The sequence below is a fragment of the Sphingomonas sanxanigenens DSM 19645 = NX02 genome, assembly GCF_000512205.2.
Taxonomy (GTDB): domain Bacteria; phylum Pseudomonadota; class Alphaproteobacteria; order Sphingomonadales; family Sphingomonadaceae; genus Sphingomonas_D; species Sphingomonas_D sanxanigenens.
On record NZ_CP006644.1, the window covers coordinates 3,982,501 to 3,998,849 of the forward strand.

Here is a 16,349-nt window from a genome sequence, read left to right on the forward strand (position 1 = left end):
TCGCGTCTCGGCGATCGCCGGCGGGCGCATCGACGAGATCTACGCCTACACGCGCAGCCGATGGAGCGAGGATGAGGCGGAAACCTATGTCCGCGCGCTGTTCGATTGCTTCGGCCGGATCGCCGCGCGCGACATCATCTGGCGCGCGATTCCGGCAGAGTTCGGGATCGATGGCCATTATACGCGGCACCGGCACCATTATATCTACTGGCGCAGCCTTTCGGACGGTGCCGTCGGCATCGTGACGATCCTGCATGAGCGCATGCATCAGCTCGACCGGTTCCGCGAGGATCGCGGCTGAGGGCGCCGGTCCAGGCACAGGGGGAGCCCTGCCCCAAGGCAAGCCTCCCCCCGGAGGATCAGAAACGAACCGCCACGCCGGCGCTGAACTTCCGTCCGCTATAGGAGCTGTACAGCGGGTTCTGGCGCCCCGAGTCCATGAAGAAGCCGAGTTCCTGGTTGGTCAGGTTCTGCGCCTCCACCGTCACCCGGATTTCGGGCGTGATCTGGTAGGAGGCGGTGGCATCGAGGAAGAAGGCGGAGATATTGCCCTGCACGTCGCTGCCGGCGCGGCCCGAGGGGACGCGCAGCAGGAACTTGTCGCGGTAGGAGCCGCTCGCGCGAATGCTGAACTTGCTGTCCTCATAATAGATGGTGCCGTTGAACGCGTTCTTGGACAGGTTGACGAGATCGTTGCGGACCGTCGTCGTGCAGGTGGTGTTGGTGCAATAGGTGATCTTCGAATCGACATAGGTGTAGTTTGCGAGAATGCCGAGGTTCGACAGGAAGCCGGGCAGGAAATCGAGGCCCAGCTGGCCGTTGAGTTCGATGCCTTTCAACGGACCGCCCGGCGTATTGGTCTTGTTGGAGACGGTGAAGATCGTGCTCGCATCATTGTCCGACCCCGCGAGCAGCGACAGTGGCAGACCCGTTTCGCCGAAGGGGATGTTGCGCTGGAGCGTCTGGATGAAGGTGTCGATATCCTTGTAGAAGGCGCCCACCGAGATGATCCCGCTGCGCCCGATATAATATTCGAGCGAGACGTCCGCGGTCTTGGCGCGGATCGGCTCGAGCAGGAAATTGCCGCTCGACACGGTGCGCGTGTTGAGCGCGATCGACACCGATCCCGGCAGCAGGTCCGACAGTTCGGGACGCGTCATCACCTTGGCGGCGGCGGCGCGCAGGATGAGATTGTCGGTGATGTCCGCCACCACCGTCGCCGAGGGCAGCCAATCCTCATAGCTGCGCGACAGCGTCAGCGGCGAACCCGCCAGCGAGCCCTGCCCGACCTGGTCGGTATGGACATAGCGCACGCCGACATTGCCGCGCAGCCGCACCGGCAGCGCGTCGGTATCGAACTCGATCATGCCATAGGCGGACTTGATCGTTTCCTTGAGACTGCCGTCGGTCGTCGTCTGGAACGCGTAGATCCCGCTTTCGCTCGAGAAGCCGAGCACCGAATCGAACTTGTCATAGTCCGGCGCGGCCCAGCCAGAGATCGTCGTGCCGGGCAGCGAGCTGCCGAAGCCGGTGAGCGGCGAGGTGAGATCGGCCATGCTCGTGCCCGCGGGAAGCAGCGGCGCGAGGTTCTGCGTCACGCGGCTGCGGCTGAGCGTCTCATATTCGGACTGGCGATACTGCCCGCCCGCGCGCAGCGTCACGCCCTCCAGAATATCCCAGCTCGCATTGAGTTCGGCGGTGGTGTTGTTGGTCTCGTCGCGCCCGCGGGTGAGCGCCAGCGTGCCGCGCGTCGTGTTGTCGGCCAGCGGCGGCGCGAAGGTGAAGTTGGCCGGATTGGTGACGTCGATGCCCCAGCCGATGTCGGGGATGCGCCCGCCATCGCGGAAATCATAGGAGAAGCCGTTCACATTGTTGGCGAAGATGCCGATCTGGGTGCGCATCGGCCGATCGACGATCGTGCGCGACATGCCGACATAGCCATCCAGCTTGACCCCGCCGAAATCGTGCGAGGCGCTGAGATTGACCTGACCGAAGGTGGTGGTGAATTTGGTCAGCGTGAGATCGTTGGTGAGATCGACGCCGTTGAACAGACCATAGGTCAGCGTGCCGTCGTCCGCCCGCTCCGCATCGACGACCGAGCTTTCGGCGCTGCCATGCTGGCCGGCGTTGCGCGAGAAGGAGATCGCGGTGATCGTCTGGTCGCTGCGCGTCACGTCATAGCGCGAGAACAGGCCGTCGAGCGCGACCCGGGTGCGGTCCGACGGTCGCGCTTCCAGCGTCAATGTCGCGCCGAGGCGCGAATAATCCTGGTCCGAACGGATCAGGCGCGGGCTGCGCGGGATGAAGGTGCCGGCATTGTCGACCAGCGCATAGTTGGCCGCGTTGGTCGGCGTGTTCGGCAGGCGAGGATTGTCCGTCGAGCAGTTCGCGGCATCGCTGCCATTCCTGCTGCTGTTGGCGGGGCTTTGCGGCGTATAGCCGACCGGCGAGCAGAAACGGTTGAGACTGCCCTGCAGGATGTCGATCGCCGAATAGCCTTCCTCGCGCGTGTAGCGCCGGGTGTAGGCGATCGAGCCCGAGATGCCGAGCGTGCCATCGAGGAACGTCTTCGAGACCAACCCGGTGAAGCGCGGGCTGACGCGCTCGCGCAGATCGTCATAGGTCCCCTGCGCGCTGGCGGACAGGGTGAAATCCTCCTTCATGTCGAGCGGCCGGGGCGTCTGCAGGTCGACGGTCGCGCCGAGCGAGCCTTCCTCGACATCCGCCGAGCTGGTCTTGCGCACCGAGAGCGAACTGAACAGCTCGGATGCGAAGGTGCTGAAATCGAAGGAGCGCGAGGAGACATAGCCCGAGCGGATGTCCGACGATCCGGTCGAACTCGCGCCTTCCATGCCGTTCAGGCGAACGCGGGTGAATTGCGCACCGAGGCCGCGCACCGAGATGGTGCGCCCCTCGCCGCCATCGCCGCGCGTGATCGCGACGCCGGGCAGGCGCTGCATCGATTCGGCCAGGTTCGAGTCGGGAAACTTGCCGATATCCTCGGCGGTGATGGCATCGACGACGCCGGTTTCCTGGCGCTTGATCGCCAGCGCGTTGGTCAGCGACTGGCGGAACCCCATGACCACGATGTCGTCGGTGGTCGCCGGTGGCGCCTCCGGCGGCGCGGCTTCGGCGTCGCTTTGCCCGTCCTGCGGCGTTGCCGCGCCCTGCGCGAACGCCGGCGCCGCCGCCATCAAAAGGCCCATCGAGAGCGCCAGAGCGGAAACCGTGCCACGGCGATTCGAAAGCAGTCGAAACGATTCTTCCATCGATACCTCCCCCAAATGCAGCTTTTCGCTTTCTAAGGTGGACAAACCTGTAAGACAGAATAACCTGTAAGACAAGATTTAAAGCTGCATGCGTCGCAGCCTTTTTATGGGGAGAGGACCTTTGGAACGATCGCGGCGAGAGATTCTGGGGCATGTGCCGACCGCCGGGCTGCTTTGCGCGCTGCCGGCCTTCCCGAGCATCGCGGCGACACCGTCGCGGCGATTTGCGATCACGCGCTACGGCGCGAAGGCGGATGGCGTCACCATCAACACGCGGGCGATCCAGAACACGATCGATGCCTGTGCGGCGGCGGGCGGCGGAACGGTGGTGGTGCCGGCGGGCACTTTTCTCAGCGGATCGATCTTCCTCAAACAGGGCACCCACCTCGAACTCGCCAAGGGTGCGGTGCTTAAGGGTTCCGACAGGCTGGAGGATTATCCGCTGGTGATGCGGCGCTTCTGCGAGGCCTATCCCGAGCCGCTGCGCATGGCGCTGGTCAACGCCCGGGGCCTCAAGGGGCTGCGCATCACCGGCCCCGGCACGCTCGACGGCCATGGCGAGCCCTTCTGGCGCATGTTCTTCTCGGTACCGAAGGAGAGCCTGGAGGGCCAGGAGGTCAAATATCCCTTCCCGCAGATCGCGTTCCTGCAGGATTGCGACGACCTGCTGGTGAGCGGCGTGGCGTTCAAGGACGCCGCCTTCTGGAACCTTCATCTCTACCGCTGCACGCGCACCGTGATCGAGACATGCGGCTTCGACGTGCCGCACGTGATCCGCGCGCCGAGCAGCGACGCGATCGATCTCGACAGCTGCCAGGATGTGACGGTGCGGCATTGCCGCTTCTCGGTCGACGACGACTGCATCGCGCTGAAGGGCACGCAGGGGCCGGGGGCCGCCGCCTATGCGGAAGCGCCGCCCACCGAGCGCATCCACATCCACGACTGCCAGTTCGAATATGGGCTTGGCTGCATCACCTTCGGCAGCAACGGCACGATCATGCGCGACATCAAGGTGGAGCGGATCACCAATGTCGGCGACATCCCGACGGTCCGCTTCAAGATCCGGCCGGATACGCCGGGGCAGGTCTATGAGCGGCTGCATGTCCGCGGCGTCCGTCTCGCGCCCGCGCCGACGCCCTATGCCTTCTGGCACCGCGGCGAGGTGTTCTACGGGCTGCCCAACCCCAAGACCTTCGGCGCCGACGATCCGGCGATCGGCCTGATCGTCAACGCCCGCCTGATCCACGGCACCAAGGTGCCGGCGCAGCCGCCCGGCGGCGTGATCCGCAACATCCTGATCGAGGATGTGCGGGGAACGACGCGCGGCTTCGGCAACATCTCAGGCAACGCGACCACCGCGATTTCGGACATCACGCTGCGCGACATCGATGTGACGTTGCTCGACGCCGGGCGCAGCCAGTTGATCGCGCGCGGCGTGGAACGGCTGACGTTGGAGAATGTGCGGGTGAACGGCGCGCCGGCGGTCGTCGTGCGCAGTTGAGCCTAAATGCGCGCTCTCGCGACCGGCCGGGTCCGGTGACCGGGGCGGTGCCGGGCCGCTTCAAGTCGGATCGATCGGGGCAGACGGCCGGCCGCTCCGATCCACCTCGGGCGTGTAGCCGTCCTCACCGCAAGAGAGGGGCGACGCGCGGCGCAGCACCGTCTTCAGCACGAAGCTGGAGTTGATGCGCGACAGCATCGGGATGCGGGAGAGCGCGCTGAGCATGATCTGGTAATGATCGAGGTCCGTGACGACGACCCGCAGCAGATAATCATGGTCTCCGGTCGTCTGGAAGCAGTCGGTGACCTCCTGCATCTCGCAGATGCTGCGCTCGAAGGTGATCCGTGCCGCGTCCGACTGGCGATCGAGGCTGATGGAGATCAGTGCCTCGATCCGGCCTGCGAGCCGCCGTTCGTCCAGCAGCGCGGCATAGCCGAGGATATAGCCTTCCTCCTCCAGCCGGCGCACCCGCCGCATCGTCGGCGTCAGCGACAAGCCGATCGTGTCGGCAAGATCGCGCCAGCTGATCCGCCCGTCCCGCGAGAGAATCCGGAGGATGCGGAGATCGAAGGAATCGAGCTTGGCGGTCATGATCGGAGAATTCCCCACGCCGGGCCGGGAAACCATAGCCCGGATGCGGGGCGGATCAAGATGCCCGGCCGCGTTCCGAATCCGTCTGCATTGCTGCATTGCCGGCGCGTAGCGCATTTCGCTCCATATCGCTGAATCCGTAGCGCAATATCGCCATATTATAGTGTTAAAATATATTATTTTAGTGTTGCGCAAAATGTCAGTTCGGTTTCTCATTGGTTACAGGAAGCGGCGCAAGACCGCATGTTCGGGGAGCAGGAAGGCGACGATGTCGGCAGGGGCAAGGGCCCCGCCGGTGATCGGGAATGGTGCGGGGCGCCAGGTTCGTCCCGTTACAACAAGGGGGCGCTACCAATTATGATCGCTGTTTCGTTTCCGTTTCGCCGGGCCGGGATTCTGCTCGGGGTATCCGTGCTCAGCACGGCCAGCGCGCTGCACGCGCAGACGGCCGAGGCGCCGCAATCCGAACCCGTCGAGCAGGGCGGCGGCGATATCATCGTCACCGCGCTGAAGCGCTCGACGAGCATCCAGGAAACGCCGATCTCGATCTCCGCGGTGACATCGGAGTCGCTTGCCCGGCAGAACATCACCGATTCCAACGCCCTGGGCCGCGTCGCCCCCAGCCTCGTCATCAACGAGAGCTCGAACGGCGGCAGCCGCGTCATCATCCGCAACCTCTATGCGACCGGCGAACCGCTGGTCGGCCTCTATTATGACGAGGTTCCGCTGAGCGGCACCGGCGGCGTTTCCAACGACGCCGGCGGCACCCTGCCCGGCCTGCGCCTGTTCGACGTCGAGCGCGCCGAGGTGCTGCGCGGTCCGCAGGGCACGCTCTATGGCGCGAGCTCGATGGGCGGCACCATCCGCATCATCTTCGCCAAGCCCAAGCTGGACCGCTACGAAGGCGCGGTCGACGGGCAGGTGACGACGATCGACGGCAGCGGCGGATCGCTGGGCTATCAGATGAACGGCATGGTCAACGTGCCGATCATCGAGGACAAGATCGGCGCCCGCGTGGTCGGCTTCTACGAAAAGGGGGCCGGCTTCGTCGACAACAGCGTTCTCGGCTTCAAGGACATCAACGGCAGCGAGAGCTATGGCGGCCGTTTGACGGTGCGCATCAAGCCGATCGAGGATATCACGCTCGACCTGTTGGGCGTGTACCAGAACCGCACCGGCGCCCGTTCCGACTGGAACTACACCGAATATCTGCTGACCAACAAGCGCTACGACCAGTCGCTGCTGATCCGGCAGCCGCAGGAGGACGAGCTGAAGCTCGCCGCGGCGACACTCAACTGGGATGTCGGCTTCGCAACGCTGACCGCGACCGCATCCTATTCGGAACGCAACCTCAAATACAGCTTCGACTATACGAACTATTTCTCGCGCTACCAGACGGTCAACCAGACCAACGGGCTGGTGCCGAGCTATACCGGTGCGCCCACCGCGATCCCCGGGTACAGCCGCTACCTTGCCGATTGCCAGTCCGGCTACCTGGTCAACACGACCTGCGACGGCGCCGGCTACCAGAATCTGGTCAACAGCTACGGCATCCAGTCGACCTACCAGCCGCAGTCGAACAAGACCAACACCGAGGAAATCCGGCTCGCCGACGATCGCTATGCATTCAAGTGGACGGTGGGTTTCTATCACAGCTACCGCAAGAACTTCACGCGCTCCATCCTCGAGCGGTCGGACCCTGTCACCGGCCTGCAGAACTATCCGAACGGCTTCGCGAGCGGCGATACCTACATCGTCGGCACCAACTTCACCGGCCTCGACCGCACGATCGACGACCGGCTGGAACAGATCGCCGGCTTCGCCGAGGCGACGTGGGACATCACCGACGCGCTGAGCGTCACCGCGGGCGGGCGCTACTTCAAATATATGAAGGACACGACCTCGGCGGTGCTGGTGCCGAGCTACATCGCCGGCAACTCCCGCCAGGGGGAACTGACGGCGAGCGGCGACGAGACCGGCACGCTTTTGAAGTTCGGCGCCAACTACAAGTTCAACCGCGACTTCATGCTCTATGCGACGGCGGCGCAGGGATATCGCCCGGGCGGCGTGAACCAGACGCTCGGCCTGCCGAGCTATGCCGCGGTCTATTCCTCGGACTCGGTGTGGGCCTATGAGATCGGCGCCAAGACCTCATGGTTCGACCGCAAGGTGATCGTCAACATCGACGCGTTCCAGATGGACTGGAACGACATGCAGATCTCGGCGAGCTTCAACAACGCCTTCGGCTTCATCACCAACAGTTCCAGCCCGGCGCGGATCCGCGGCATCGAGCTCGACACCTCCTTCTTCCCGCTCGACGGGCTCGCGCTGCGCGTGTCCGGCAGCTATATCGACGCCAAGCTGCGCGGCGACCAGTCGCTGCCGAGCGGCATCACCCAGTGCCCGATCCCGTTCATTCCCGGCACGACCGGCTGCGCGACGATCGCCGCCGGGCGCGACGGCGACCGCATCCCCTATTCGCCGAAATGGACGATCCAGGGGTCCGCCGACTACACGATCCCGCTCGAGGATGATCTGCAGATCATCACCCATGCCGACCTCGCCTATCGCAGCAAATCGCTGACCACCTACGATCTGGCGCGCTATGCGACCGCCTACCCCAACGGCCCGGCCGGCACGCCGGGCGGCGAGGCGCTCTATACGCTGCCGGGCTTCGCGACGGTGGGCCTGCGGCTGGGCCTCGAAAAGGACGAGGGACGCTGGGGCATCTATGTCTTCGCGAACAATGTGTTCAACAAGCTCGGCCTCACCTCGCTGACCAACGGCCAGGCGAGCGCGACGCAGCTTTCCTACCGCTACAACGGCGCGCTGATCCGGCCGAGCTTCGCCCAGGTGACGCAGCCGCGCGTCATCGGCGTCCAGGCGACCGTCAAGTTCCGCTGATCTTCCGATGACACCGCCGACGCTCGCAGGAGCGTCGGCGGCCGCTGCACGACGGGCCCGGCGCCGGCCGCCCGAACCAGATGAAGACAAACGTTCAAGGCAGGGGATTCTCGATGCGCGTCCGTCTCTCGATCACGTCCGCGGCGCTTGCCGCGACCATGTTCTCCGGCTTGCCGGCCCGATCGCAGTCCCCGACCCAGGCGCCGTCGCCGGCCACGCTCGGACCGCCGGGCGCCGCCGTCCCCTCCGGCCTCACCCCGCTGACCCAGCCGCAGGATGCCGAATATACAAGGCTGATCGCGCAGCATCTCGTCGACAAGCGCTTCACCACCGAGCTGGTCGATCATATGCCGGCGTCGGACACGGTGCCCTCGCCGCTCAAATTCTTCGGCCGCATTCCCGGCACGCCCGGCGAACTCACCTATGCCGCCGACATCCACCGCTATTATCGCGAGCTCGCCCGCACGTCGAAGCGCGTGAAGCTGATGACGCTCGGCACCACCGAGGAAGGCCGCGAACAGGTCGTCCTGGCGATCGCCGACGAGGCGACGATCGCCAATCTCGACCAGTACAAGGCGCAGCTCGCCGCGCTGGGCGATCCGCGCCGCACCGACGCGGCGAAGGCGGCGGAGATCATCAAGACCGCCAAGCCGATCTACTGGCTGACCTCCGGCCTGCACTCGTCCGAAACCGGCGGGCCCGAGACGCTGATCGAGCTGGCCTTCCGCCTCGCGGTCGAGGACACGCCGTTCATCAGGAATGTCCGCGAGAATGTGATCACCTTCATTACCCCGGTGGTCGAGGTCGATGGTCGCGAGCGGCTGGTCGATACCTATTATTATGGCAAGAAGACCGGCAAGCCCAAGCCGCCCTTCATGTATTGGGGCCATTATGTCGCGCACGACAACAACCGCGACGGCATGGGGCAGGCGCTCAAGCTCACCCAGAACGTCACCAAGGGCGTGCTCGACTGGCATCCGACCGTGCTGCACGACCTGCACGAGTCGGTCGCCTATCTCTATGCGTCGACCGGCGGCGGCCCCTACAACCCGCAGCTCGATCCGATCCAGCCGGGCGAGTGGTGGCTGCTGGCCGAGACCGAGGTCACCGAACTGACCAAGCGCGGCGTGCCGGGCGTGTGGACCGGCGGCTTCTACGACGGCTGGGTGCCCAATTATCTGTTCTGGGTGGCGCAGACCCACAACGGCTTCGGCCGCTTCTACGAGGTGCAGAGCTATGGCCCCGAGATCACCAAGGGCCTGAAGCTGCCGCCGGCGACCACCAGCAAGGAATGGTATCGCCCCAACCCGCCGCTGCCCTCGGTCGACTGGGGCCCGCGCAACAACGTCAACATCCAGCAATCGGCGATCCTGTTCGCGCTGAACAAGGTGGCGGACGATCGCGCGACCTATCTGGAGAATTACTGGATCAAGAACCGCAACGCGGTGGAGATCGGCAGGACCGGCGCGGTCAATGCCTATGTCGTGCCCGCCGCGCAGCACGCGCCGGACAATGCGATCGACATGCTCAACACGCTGGTGCGGCAGGGCGTCGAGGTCAGCACCGCGACGCAGGCCTTCACCGCGGGCGGCGTGCAGGTGGCGGCCGGCGACTATGTGATCCGCGCCGACCAGCCCTACCGCACCTTGCTCGACATGTATTTCAGCGTGCAGAACTATCCGGCGTCCAACCCGCGTCCCTATGACGATACCGGCTGGACCATGCATTATATGCGCAACGTCGACATGAAGACGATCAAGGACCCGGCCGTCTTCTCGCAGCCGCTGGCGCCGATCGCGGGCGAAATCGCGCTGCGTGGCGGCGTGACCGGCAGCGGCCCGGTGATCGTGTTCGATCATACCGGCGACAATGCGCTGGTGTCGCTGCGCTTCAAGCTGAAGGGCGTGCGGATGCTGGCGGCGGACGCACCGTTCGAGGCGAACGGCCGGCGCTATGCCGCCGGCAGCTTCATCCTGCCCAACGCCGATCGCGCTGCCGTCGACCAGCTCGCGCGCAGCCTGGGCGTGAAGGGCGAGGCGATCGCGGCCGCCCCCGCGGTCGCCAGCCATGTCCTCACCGCGCCGCGCATCGCCTATGTCCATTCCTGGCTGCGGACGCAGGACGAGGGCTGGTGGCGCCTCGCGCTCGACAAATATGGCATCCCCTACGATTATTTCGCCGACACCACGCTCAAGCAGCGGCAGAACCTGCGCGCGAAATATGATGTGCTGATCTATCCCACCGTCGCGGTCGGCGCGCGCGAGCAGTTCGTGGGCCTGCCGATGAACGGCCCGGATCCGATCCCCTACAAGAAGACCGCGCTGACCCCGAACCTGGGCAATCTCGATTCCGCCGACGATATTCGCGGCGGCCTCGGCGGCGAGGGGCTGGAGGCGCTGCGCAGCTTCGTCCAGGGCGGCGGCACGCTGCTCGCCGACGGTTCGACCGTCGAGATGCTCTCGGCCTTCGGCCTGACCCCCGGGATCACCGTGACCACGCCGCCGGAACTCTACAACAAGGGCTCGGTCATGCGCGGCGTGATCGTCGATCGGAAGAGCCCGATCGTCTACGGCTATGACCAGAAGGAACTGCCGGTGTACTTCTCGCAGGCGCCGGTTCTCACCGTGTCGCGCGGCGAGAGCCGTGGCGGCGGCGCCGTCGATCCGAACTCGGCGGGCGCGCGGCTGGCGCAGAACCTGACGCCGAACGTCGCCTCCGCACCGCTCTCGCCATGGACGCCGGGCGTGGGCGAACCCGTCGCCGTCGCGCCGGCGGACCATGGCCCGATGCAGCAGCCGGCCTCGCGCTCCTTCGGTGCCGAGCCGACCCAGTTGCCGCGCGTCGTTATGTCCTTCCCGGCCAAGTCGAGCGACATGCTGCTCAGCGGCCTGCTTTCGGGCGGCGATGCGCTCAGCAACAAGCCGCTGGTGGTCGACCTGCCGAGCGGCAAGGGCCATATGGTGCTGTTCGCACTCAGGCCCTTCTGGCGATCGCAGACGCAGGGCAACTACATGCTCGGCTTCAACACCATCCTCAATTGGGATCATCTCGACGCCGGCGCGCCGGCGCCCAAGCCCTGATCGGCTGAAGCGGGCGCGCGGCGGCGGAGCCGCCCGCGCCGGCTGGATCACACCCACGCGCACCGACGCGCGCGTCCCGAAACGGCGGGCGGCGGGCCGTTTCCGGCCAGCCGCCCGAAGTCATGCGTGGGGTGCGATCAGAAGCGGGCGCGAACGCGGGCGCCGATCGTGCGCGGACGCGCGGTGAAGATGCGCACGCCATCCTGCGACGGGATCACCCCCAGATAGGGCGCCGCGTTGGTAAGGTTGTCGCCATAGATGGTGAATTCCACGCCCCCCTCGGTGCGCAGGCCGAACCGGGCACCGATCAACGTATAGTCGGGCAGATAGGTGTCGAACGCGGTAGCGCGGCTGAAGCTGCTGTAGCTGTCGCCATGATAGGTGATGTTGCCCGCGACGAAGCCGGTCAGCGTGCCGCCCAGCGCGGTTTCGTAATTGGCGGTCGCCGCCGCCGACCAGCGGGGAGACAGCGGCACGCGATCGCCGTCGCTGCCGAACGTCCCGGCCGCGACGACTTCCGGCGGCAAATCTTCGGCGAGCCTGGCATCGACATAGGTGACGTTGCCGTTGACGCTGAAGCCCTGCGGCAAAGTGAGCGTGGTGTTGAATTCCACGCCCTTGGTCACCGTCTTGCCGGCGTTGATCGTGTAACCGAACGCGCCCGCGGCACTCGCCAGCAATTGCTGGTTGGTCCAGTCGACCCGGTAGCCGGCAAGGTCGAAGAACAAGGCGCGATCGAACGCATAGCCCTTGATGCCGACCTCATAGCTCCACAGGCTGTCCGGATCATAGGTGCCCGGGAACACCACCCCGGCCTGCTCCGCGAGCGAGGTGGCGGTGTTGACGCCGCCGATGCGGAAGCCGGATGCGGCGCGGCCATAGAGGCTGAGGTTCGGCGTCGCTTCCCACAGCAATGCGAAATTATAGCTCGGCTCCGTGTTCACGCCCTCGCGATCGCCGGTGACGCTGGGCGTCGTGACGATGCCGAACACGAAGTCCGGAAACACGGTCTGCAGGTTGGTGACGAGATCGCGCACCTCGGCGCGGAAATAGCGCGCGCCGACCGTGGCGGTCAGGCCCTGCACCATTTCCCAATCGGCCTGCGCATAGAGCGCATATTGATCGATCCTGCGCTGGGTGAGCGTGCCGAACTCATAGATGCTGTTGCCGCGGCCGGGCTCCGCCAGCCCCTTGGCCTTGCATTCCTCATAGGTGAAGCAGGCGGGAATGAAGTCGGGCGCCTGGATCGCGTTGGTCTGATAGTCGCTCTCCGTGTGCTCGTAATAGGCACCCGCGACCAGCTGGAACGGACCATCGAACGCCGAGGAGAAACGGACCTCGCTGTTGAAGTCCTCGAAGTCGATGTTCGCGACGAAGTTCAGCGGCGCGTTCACGCCGAAGCTGATGTTGGTCGGCGTCGAATCCTTGGTGTTGCGCACGTCCTGCTTGCTGTAGCTGCCGCTGGCGATGATCGCGCCGAAGCCCAGATCATATCCGGCGGTCAGCGAGAACAGGCTGTAGCGATCCTGGTAGGTCTCCACCGTCGGCGACGTGTTGAGATAGGGGCCGGCCGCCGTCTGGAACGCCTGGCTGCCGTCCACGTCGATCGCCTGATGGGTGGCGAGCGCGCGCACCGACAGGTCCGGCCCCGCCTGCCACAGCAGTTCGCCGCGCACGCCGCGCACGAACTGGTCGTTGCCGTTCCTGATCACCACGCCGTCGCGCGGGCGCTGATCGATGAAGCCGCCGCCGCTTTCCAGCCAGCCGGTTATGCGCACGCCCAGCGTGTCGGCTACGATCGGCGCGTTGATCGTCCCACTGGCTTCGGCGAACGGATTGCCGCCCTCGACCGCGGAGAGGCCGAGTTCGGCCGAGCCGCCCCACTGGTCGAGCTCGGGCTTGCGCGTCAGCACGCGCAGCGTGCCGCTCATCGACGCGGTGCCGAACAAGGTGCCCTGCGGGCCCTTCAGCACCTCGACATGGTCGATGTCGTGCAGGCGGATGCCCGGCTTGCCATCCCCCAGGATGTTGCCGCCGGTGCCCCCCAGCACCGCGGATTCGTTGAGGTAGAGCGCCGAGGTCGCGCCGACATCCGAGTCGATGCCGCGCAGCACCACCTTGGTCTGGGCGGCGCCATAGCTCTGGATGTTGACCGACGGATCGAGCGCGCGAATGTCGGACAGGCTGGTGACATGGCTGCGCTCGAGCGTCTCCCCCGAAAAGGCGGTGATCGCGAGCGCCGTATTCTTGACCGACGCGTCGCCGCGGCGGGTTCCGGTGACGACGATATCGCCCCCGTCGACCGCGTCCGCGGTCGTATCGGGTGCGGCGTCCTGCGCGACCGCCGGGCTGGCGGCGAGCAACGCTGACAGCGCCGCCGACGCCATCAGCGTGAAAGCGCGCTGACGGCCGCGGACGCGGCTGAGAATCTGACCCATTTGGATTAACCCCTTGCTCGATGCATTCTCCCTGGTTCTCCTGCTGGCCCGTCGCCGATGATCCTGTGCGATCGACCGGCTCTCATCGTGCGGCCGCCGTTCATGCGGGGCCGATTTCGATGTGACGGTGTGACTGTCATACAAACTTCTGCGCTTGGCAAGCCCGCAATGATGCAATTGACGGTTGTCAAAGCGATCGAGGTACGATTGTGTTATTGTATGACGATGTTTGCTCCATCGCGGCACTGGAAACGCCCCGGTGCCGCGATCGTCCGCAGACCTGGCCGGAGATCTTCCCACGATGTTCACCACCCGCCCCGAGATCAGCGGCACGTTCGGCGTCGTCGCCTCGACCCACTGGATCGTCTCGCAGGTGGCGATGGGAATGCTCGAGCGCGGCGGCAACGCGTTCGACGCCGCGGTCGCCGGCGGCTTCACATTGTGCGTGGTCGAGCCGCATCTGTGCGGCCCCGCCGGCGAGGTGCCGATCCTGTTCCACGATGCAGCGAACGGCAGCGTGCAGGTGCTGTGCGGTCAGGGCGTCGCGCCCGCGGCCGCGACGATCGCCGCGTTTCGCGGCGAAGGGCTCGACATGGTGCCGGGATCCGGGCTGATCGCCGCGGTGGTGCCCGGCGCGTTCGATGCCTGGATGATGCTGCTGCGCGACCATGGCACGATGGACCTGGCCGAGGTGATGGCGCCCGCGATCGGCTATGCACTGAACGGCCATCCGCTGCTTGCCGGCGCATCGCGCGCGATCGCCGATGTCGCCGATGCGCTGCTGACCGAATGGCCGAGCGGCGCCGGGATCTGGCTGCCCGGCGGCGCCCCGCCCCCGCCCGGCGCGCTGTTCCGCAATCCCGTGCTCGCCGCGACGTGGCAAAGGCTGATCGCCGAGGCGGGCACCACCGGCACGCGCGCGGCGCGCATCGACCGCGCACGGCGCGCGTGGAGCCAGGGCTTCGTCGCCGAGGCGATCGACGCGTTCGCGCGCACGCCGCTGATGGATGCGAGCGGAGAGCGCCATCCCGGCCTGCTGACCGGCGAGGACATGGCGCGCTGGTCCGCCGGCTATGAGGCGCCGGTGAAGACCGACTTCGCCGGCTGGACTGTGTGCAAGACCGACAGCTGGGGCCAGGGCCCGGTGCTGCTCCAGGCGCTCGCCATTCTCGATGCGGCGGGGATCGCCTCGGTCGATCTCGGCGGGCCCGATTTCGTCCATCTCGTGCTCGAAGCCCTCAAGCTCGCCTTCGCCGATCGCGAGGCCTATTATGGCGACCCCGCCTTCGTCGACGTGCCGATGGCGGCCCTGCTCTCACCCGGCTATGCCGCAGCGCGCGCCGCGCTGATCGATGCGCAGGCCAGCCACGCGATCCGCCCCGGCATCATCGCCGGCTTCGAGGATCAGGTGCGGCGCGGCATGGCGCAGATCCGCGTCGCCACCTCCGAAGCGGCGGGCATCGGCATCGGCGAACCGACGATGATGCACCTCAAATCGACGTTGAAGCCCGGCGATACCGTGCACATCGACGTGATCGACCGCTGGGGGAACATGGTGACCGCCACCCCCTCCGGCGGCTGGCCGCAATCCTCCCCCACCGTCCCCGGCCTCGGCTTCGCGCTCAACACGCGTGCGCAGATGTTCTGGCTGGAGCCCGACCTGCCCGGCAGCCTCGCCCCCGGCAAACGCCCGCGCACGACGCTGACCCCGACGCTGGCGCTGAACGGCGGGCGCCCGGCGCTGGTCTGCGGCACGCCGGGCGGCGACCAGCAGGACCAGTGGCAGCTCGTGCTGCTGCTGCGCCGGATCCTTGGGGACATGAAGCTGCAGCAGGCGCTCGACATGCCGCTGTTCCACAGCCTGCACGTCCCCTCATCCTTCTACCCGCGCGAGGCGCTGCCCGGCGTGGCGGTGATCGAGGAGAATTATGGCGCCGATATCCTCGCCGACCTCACCCGCCGCGGGCACGACCTGCGCGAGGCCCCGGCCTGGTCGGCGGGCCGGCTCACCGTCGCCGAGCGAAGCGCCGATGGCGTGCTGCACGCCGCGGCGACGCCGCGGCTGATGCAGGCCTATGCCGTGGGGCGGTGACTCTATCGCGAGGTCTGCAATCGCCCCAGGCGCCGATCGTGAGCGCGACCCGTCACCGGCTTACGCCTGTGATGGCGACGGTCATTGCTGTCGCAATGGGTGCGATGCCGTCCTTGCCGGCACAATCGGACGCACAATCGGTTTCCGGCGTTCCAGCGATATGCCGGAACGGCCGGGATTGCCGCGAAGCATGCTAATGCGTGGAATGGGCAACGGCAGCTCGCGACCAGCTCAAGACATTAGCTTCGTTGATGTGAGCGGCGGCTTTTGCTGAAATCCGCCATTCGGGTCGCGCAGACCGGCTAGTCGGCTTTGCGTCCTATTTCGGTCATTCCGCGCGACGGCTATCGGCTGGCGCTGGCAGGCCGTATCGCGTCCTTCCCTTACGGACGTGCGATCCGCTGTCGCGCGACGGGCCCCGATCAGCCTCCGGTTTGCGTGGTCGCTACCAAGCTGGACCGCGTCTCGTTCTAA

The 16,349-nt window shown here is 66.2% G+C and carries 8 protein-coding genes (1 of these 8 running past the window's edge); 5 read left to right on the forward strand and 3 right to left on the reverse strand.

The genetic code is table 11. The features are described 5' to 3' along the window. A protein-coding gene (locus NX02_RS18095; protein WP_025293607.1) for a type II toxin-antitoxin system RelE/ParE family toxin crosses the window boundary here: on the forward strand, positions 1-301 show its 3' portion. It extends 17 nt beyond the left edge of the window; the window shows 301 of its 318 coding nt (coding positions 18-318); its start codon lies beyond the left edge, outside the window; it ends in the stop codon at positions 299-301. Between the two features lie 58 nt (positions 302-359). Here NX02_RS18095 and NX02_RS18100 read toward each other — a convergent pair whose 3' ends face one another. Beyond that, positions 360-3,269: a TonB-dependent receptor gene (locus NX02_RS18100; RefSeq protein WP_025293608.1), complete on the reverse strand. Its 2,910-nt coding sequence runs from the start codon at positions 3,267-3,269 to the stop codon at positions 360-362. Between the two features lie 121 nt (positions 3,270-3,390). Between NX02_RS18100 and NX02_RS18105 the strand changes: the two genes are divergently transcribed. After that, positions 3,391-4,770 (forward strand): glycoside hydrolase family 28 protein, encoded by a 1,380-nt coding sequence (locus NX02_RS18105; RefSeq protein WP_158014065.1) that lies wholly within the window; start codon positions 3,391-3,393, stop codon positions 4,768-4,770. A gap of 60 nt (positions 4,771-4,830) precedes the next feature. On the opposite strand, the gene NX02_RS18110 is transcribed toward NX02_RS18105, so the two are convergent. Next, on the reverse strand, positions 4,831-5,361 hold the full coding sequence (locus tag NX02_RS18110) for an Lrp/AsnC family transcriptional regulator (protein ID WP_025293610.1): 531 nt from the start codon (positions 5,359-5,361) through the stop codon (positions 4,831-4,833). A gap of 411 nt (positions 5,362-5,772) precedes the next feature. Between NX02_RS18110 and NX02_RS18115 the strand changes: the two genes are divergently transcribed. Together NX02_RS18115 and NX02_RS18120 are read left to right on the forward strand one after the other, a co-directional pair. Continuing rightward, positions 5,773-8,265 carry a TonB-dependent receptor gene (locus NX02_RS18115; protein WP_162232700.1) on the forward strand — a complete coding sequence of 831 codons (2,493 nt, stop codon included), beginning with the start codon at positions 5,773-5,775 and terminating at the stop codon, positions 8,263-8,265. A gap of 113 nt (positions 8,266-8,378) precedes the next feature. After that, positions 8,379-11,345, forward strand: coding sequence for a M14 family zinc carboxypeptidase (locus NX02_RS18120; protein ID WP_025293612.1), 2,967 nt, complete (start codon positions 8,379-8,381; stop codon positions 11,343-11,345). A 137-nt stretch (positions 11,346-11,482) separates the two neighbouring features. Here the strand turns inward: NX02_RS18120 and NX02_RS18125 are convergent, their stop codons facing one another. Continuing rightward, positions 11,483-13,783 (reverse strand): TonB-dependent receptor, encoded by a 2,301-nt coding sequence (locus tag NX02_RS18125; protein ID WP_025293613.1) that lies wholly within the window; start codon positions 13,781-13,783, stop codon positions 11,483-11,485. A 301-nt stretch (positions 13,784-14,084) separates the two neighbouring features. Between NX02_RS18125 and NX02_RS18130 the strand changes: the two genes are divergently transcribed. Beyond that, the gene (locus NX02_RS18130; RefSeq protein WP_025293614.1) at positions 14,085-15,875 is read left to right on the forward strand and encodes a gamma-glutamyltransferase family protein; all 1,791 of its coding nucleotides are present in this window, start codon (positions 14,085-14,087) and stop codon (positions 15,873-15,875) included. Positions 15,876-16,349 lie beyond the last annotated feature (474 nt).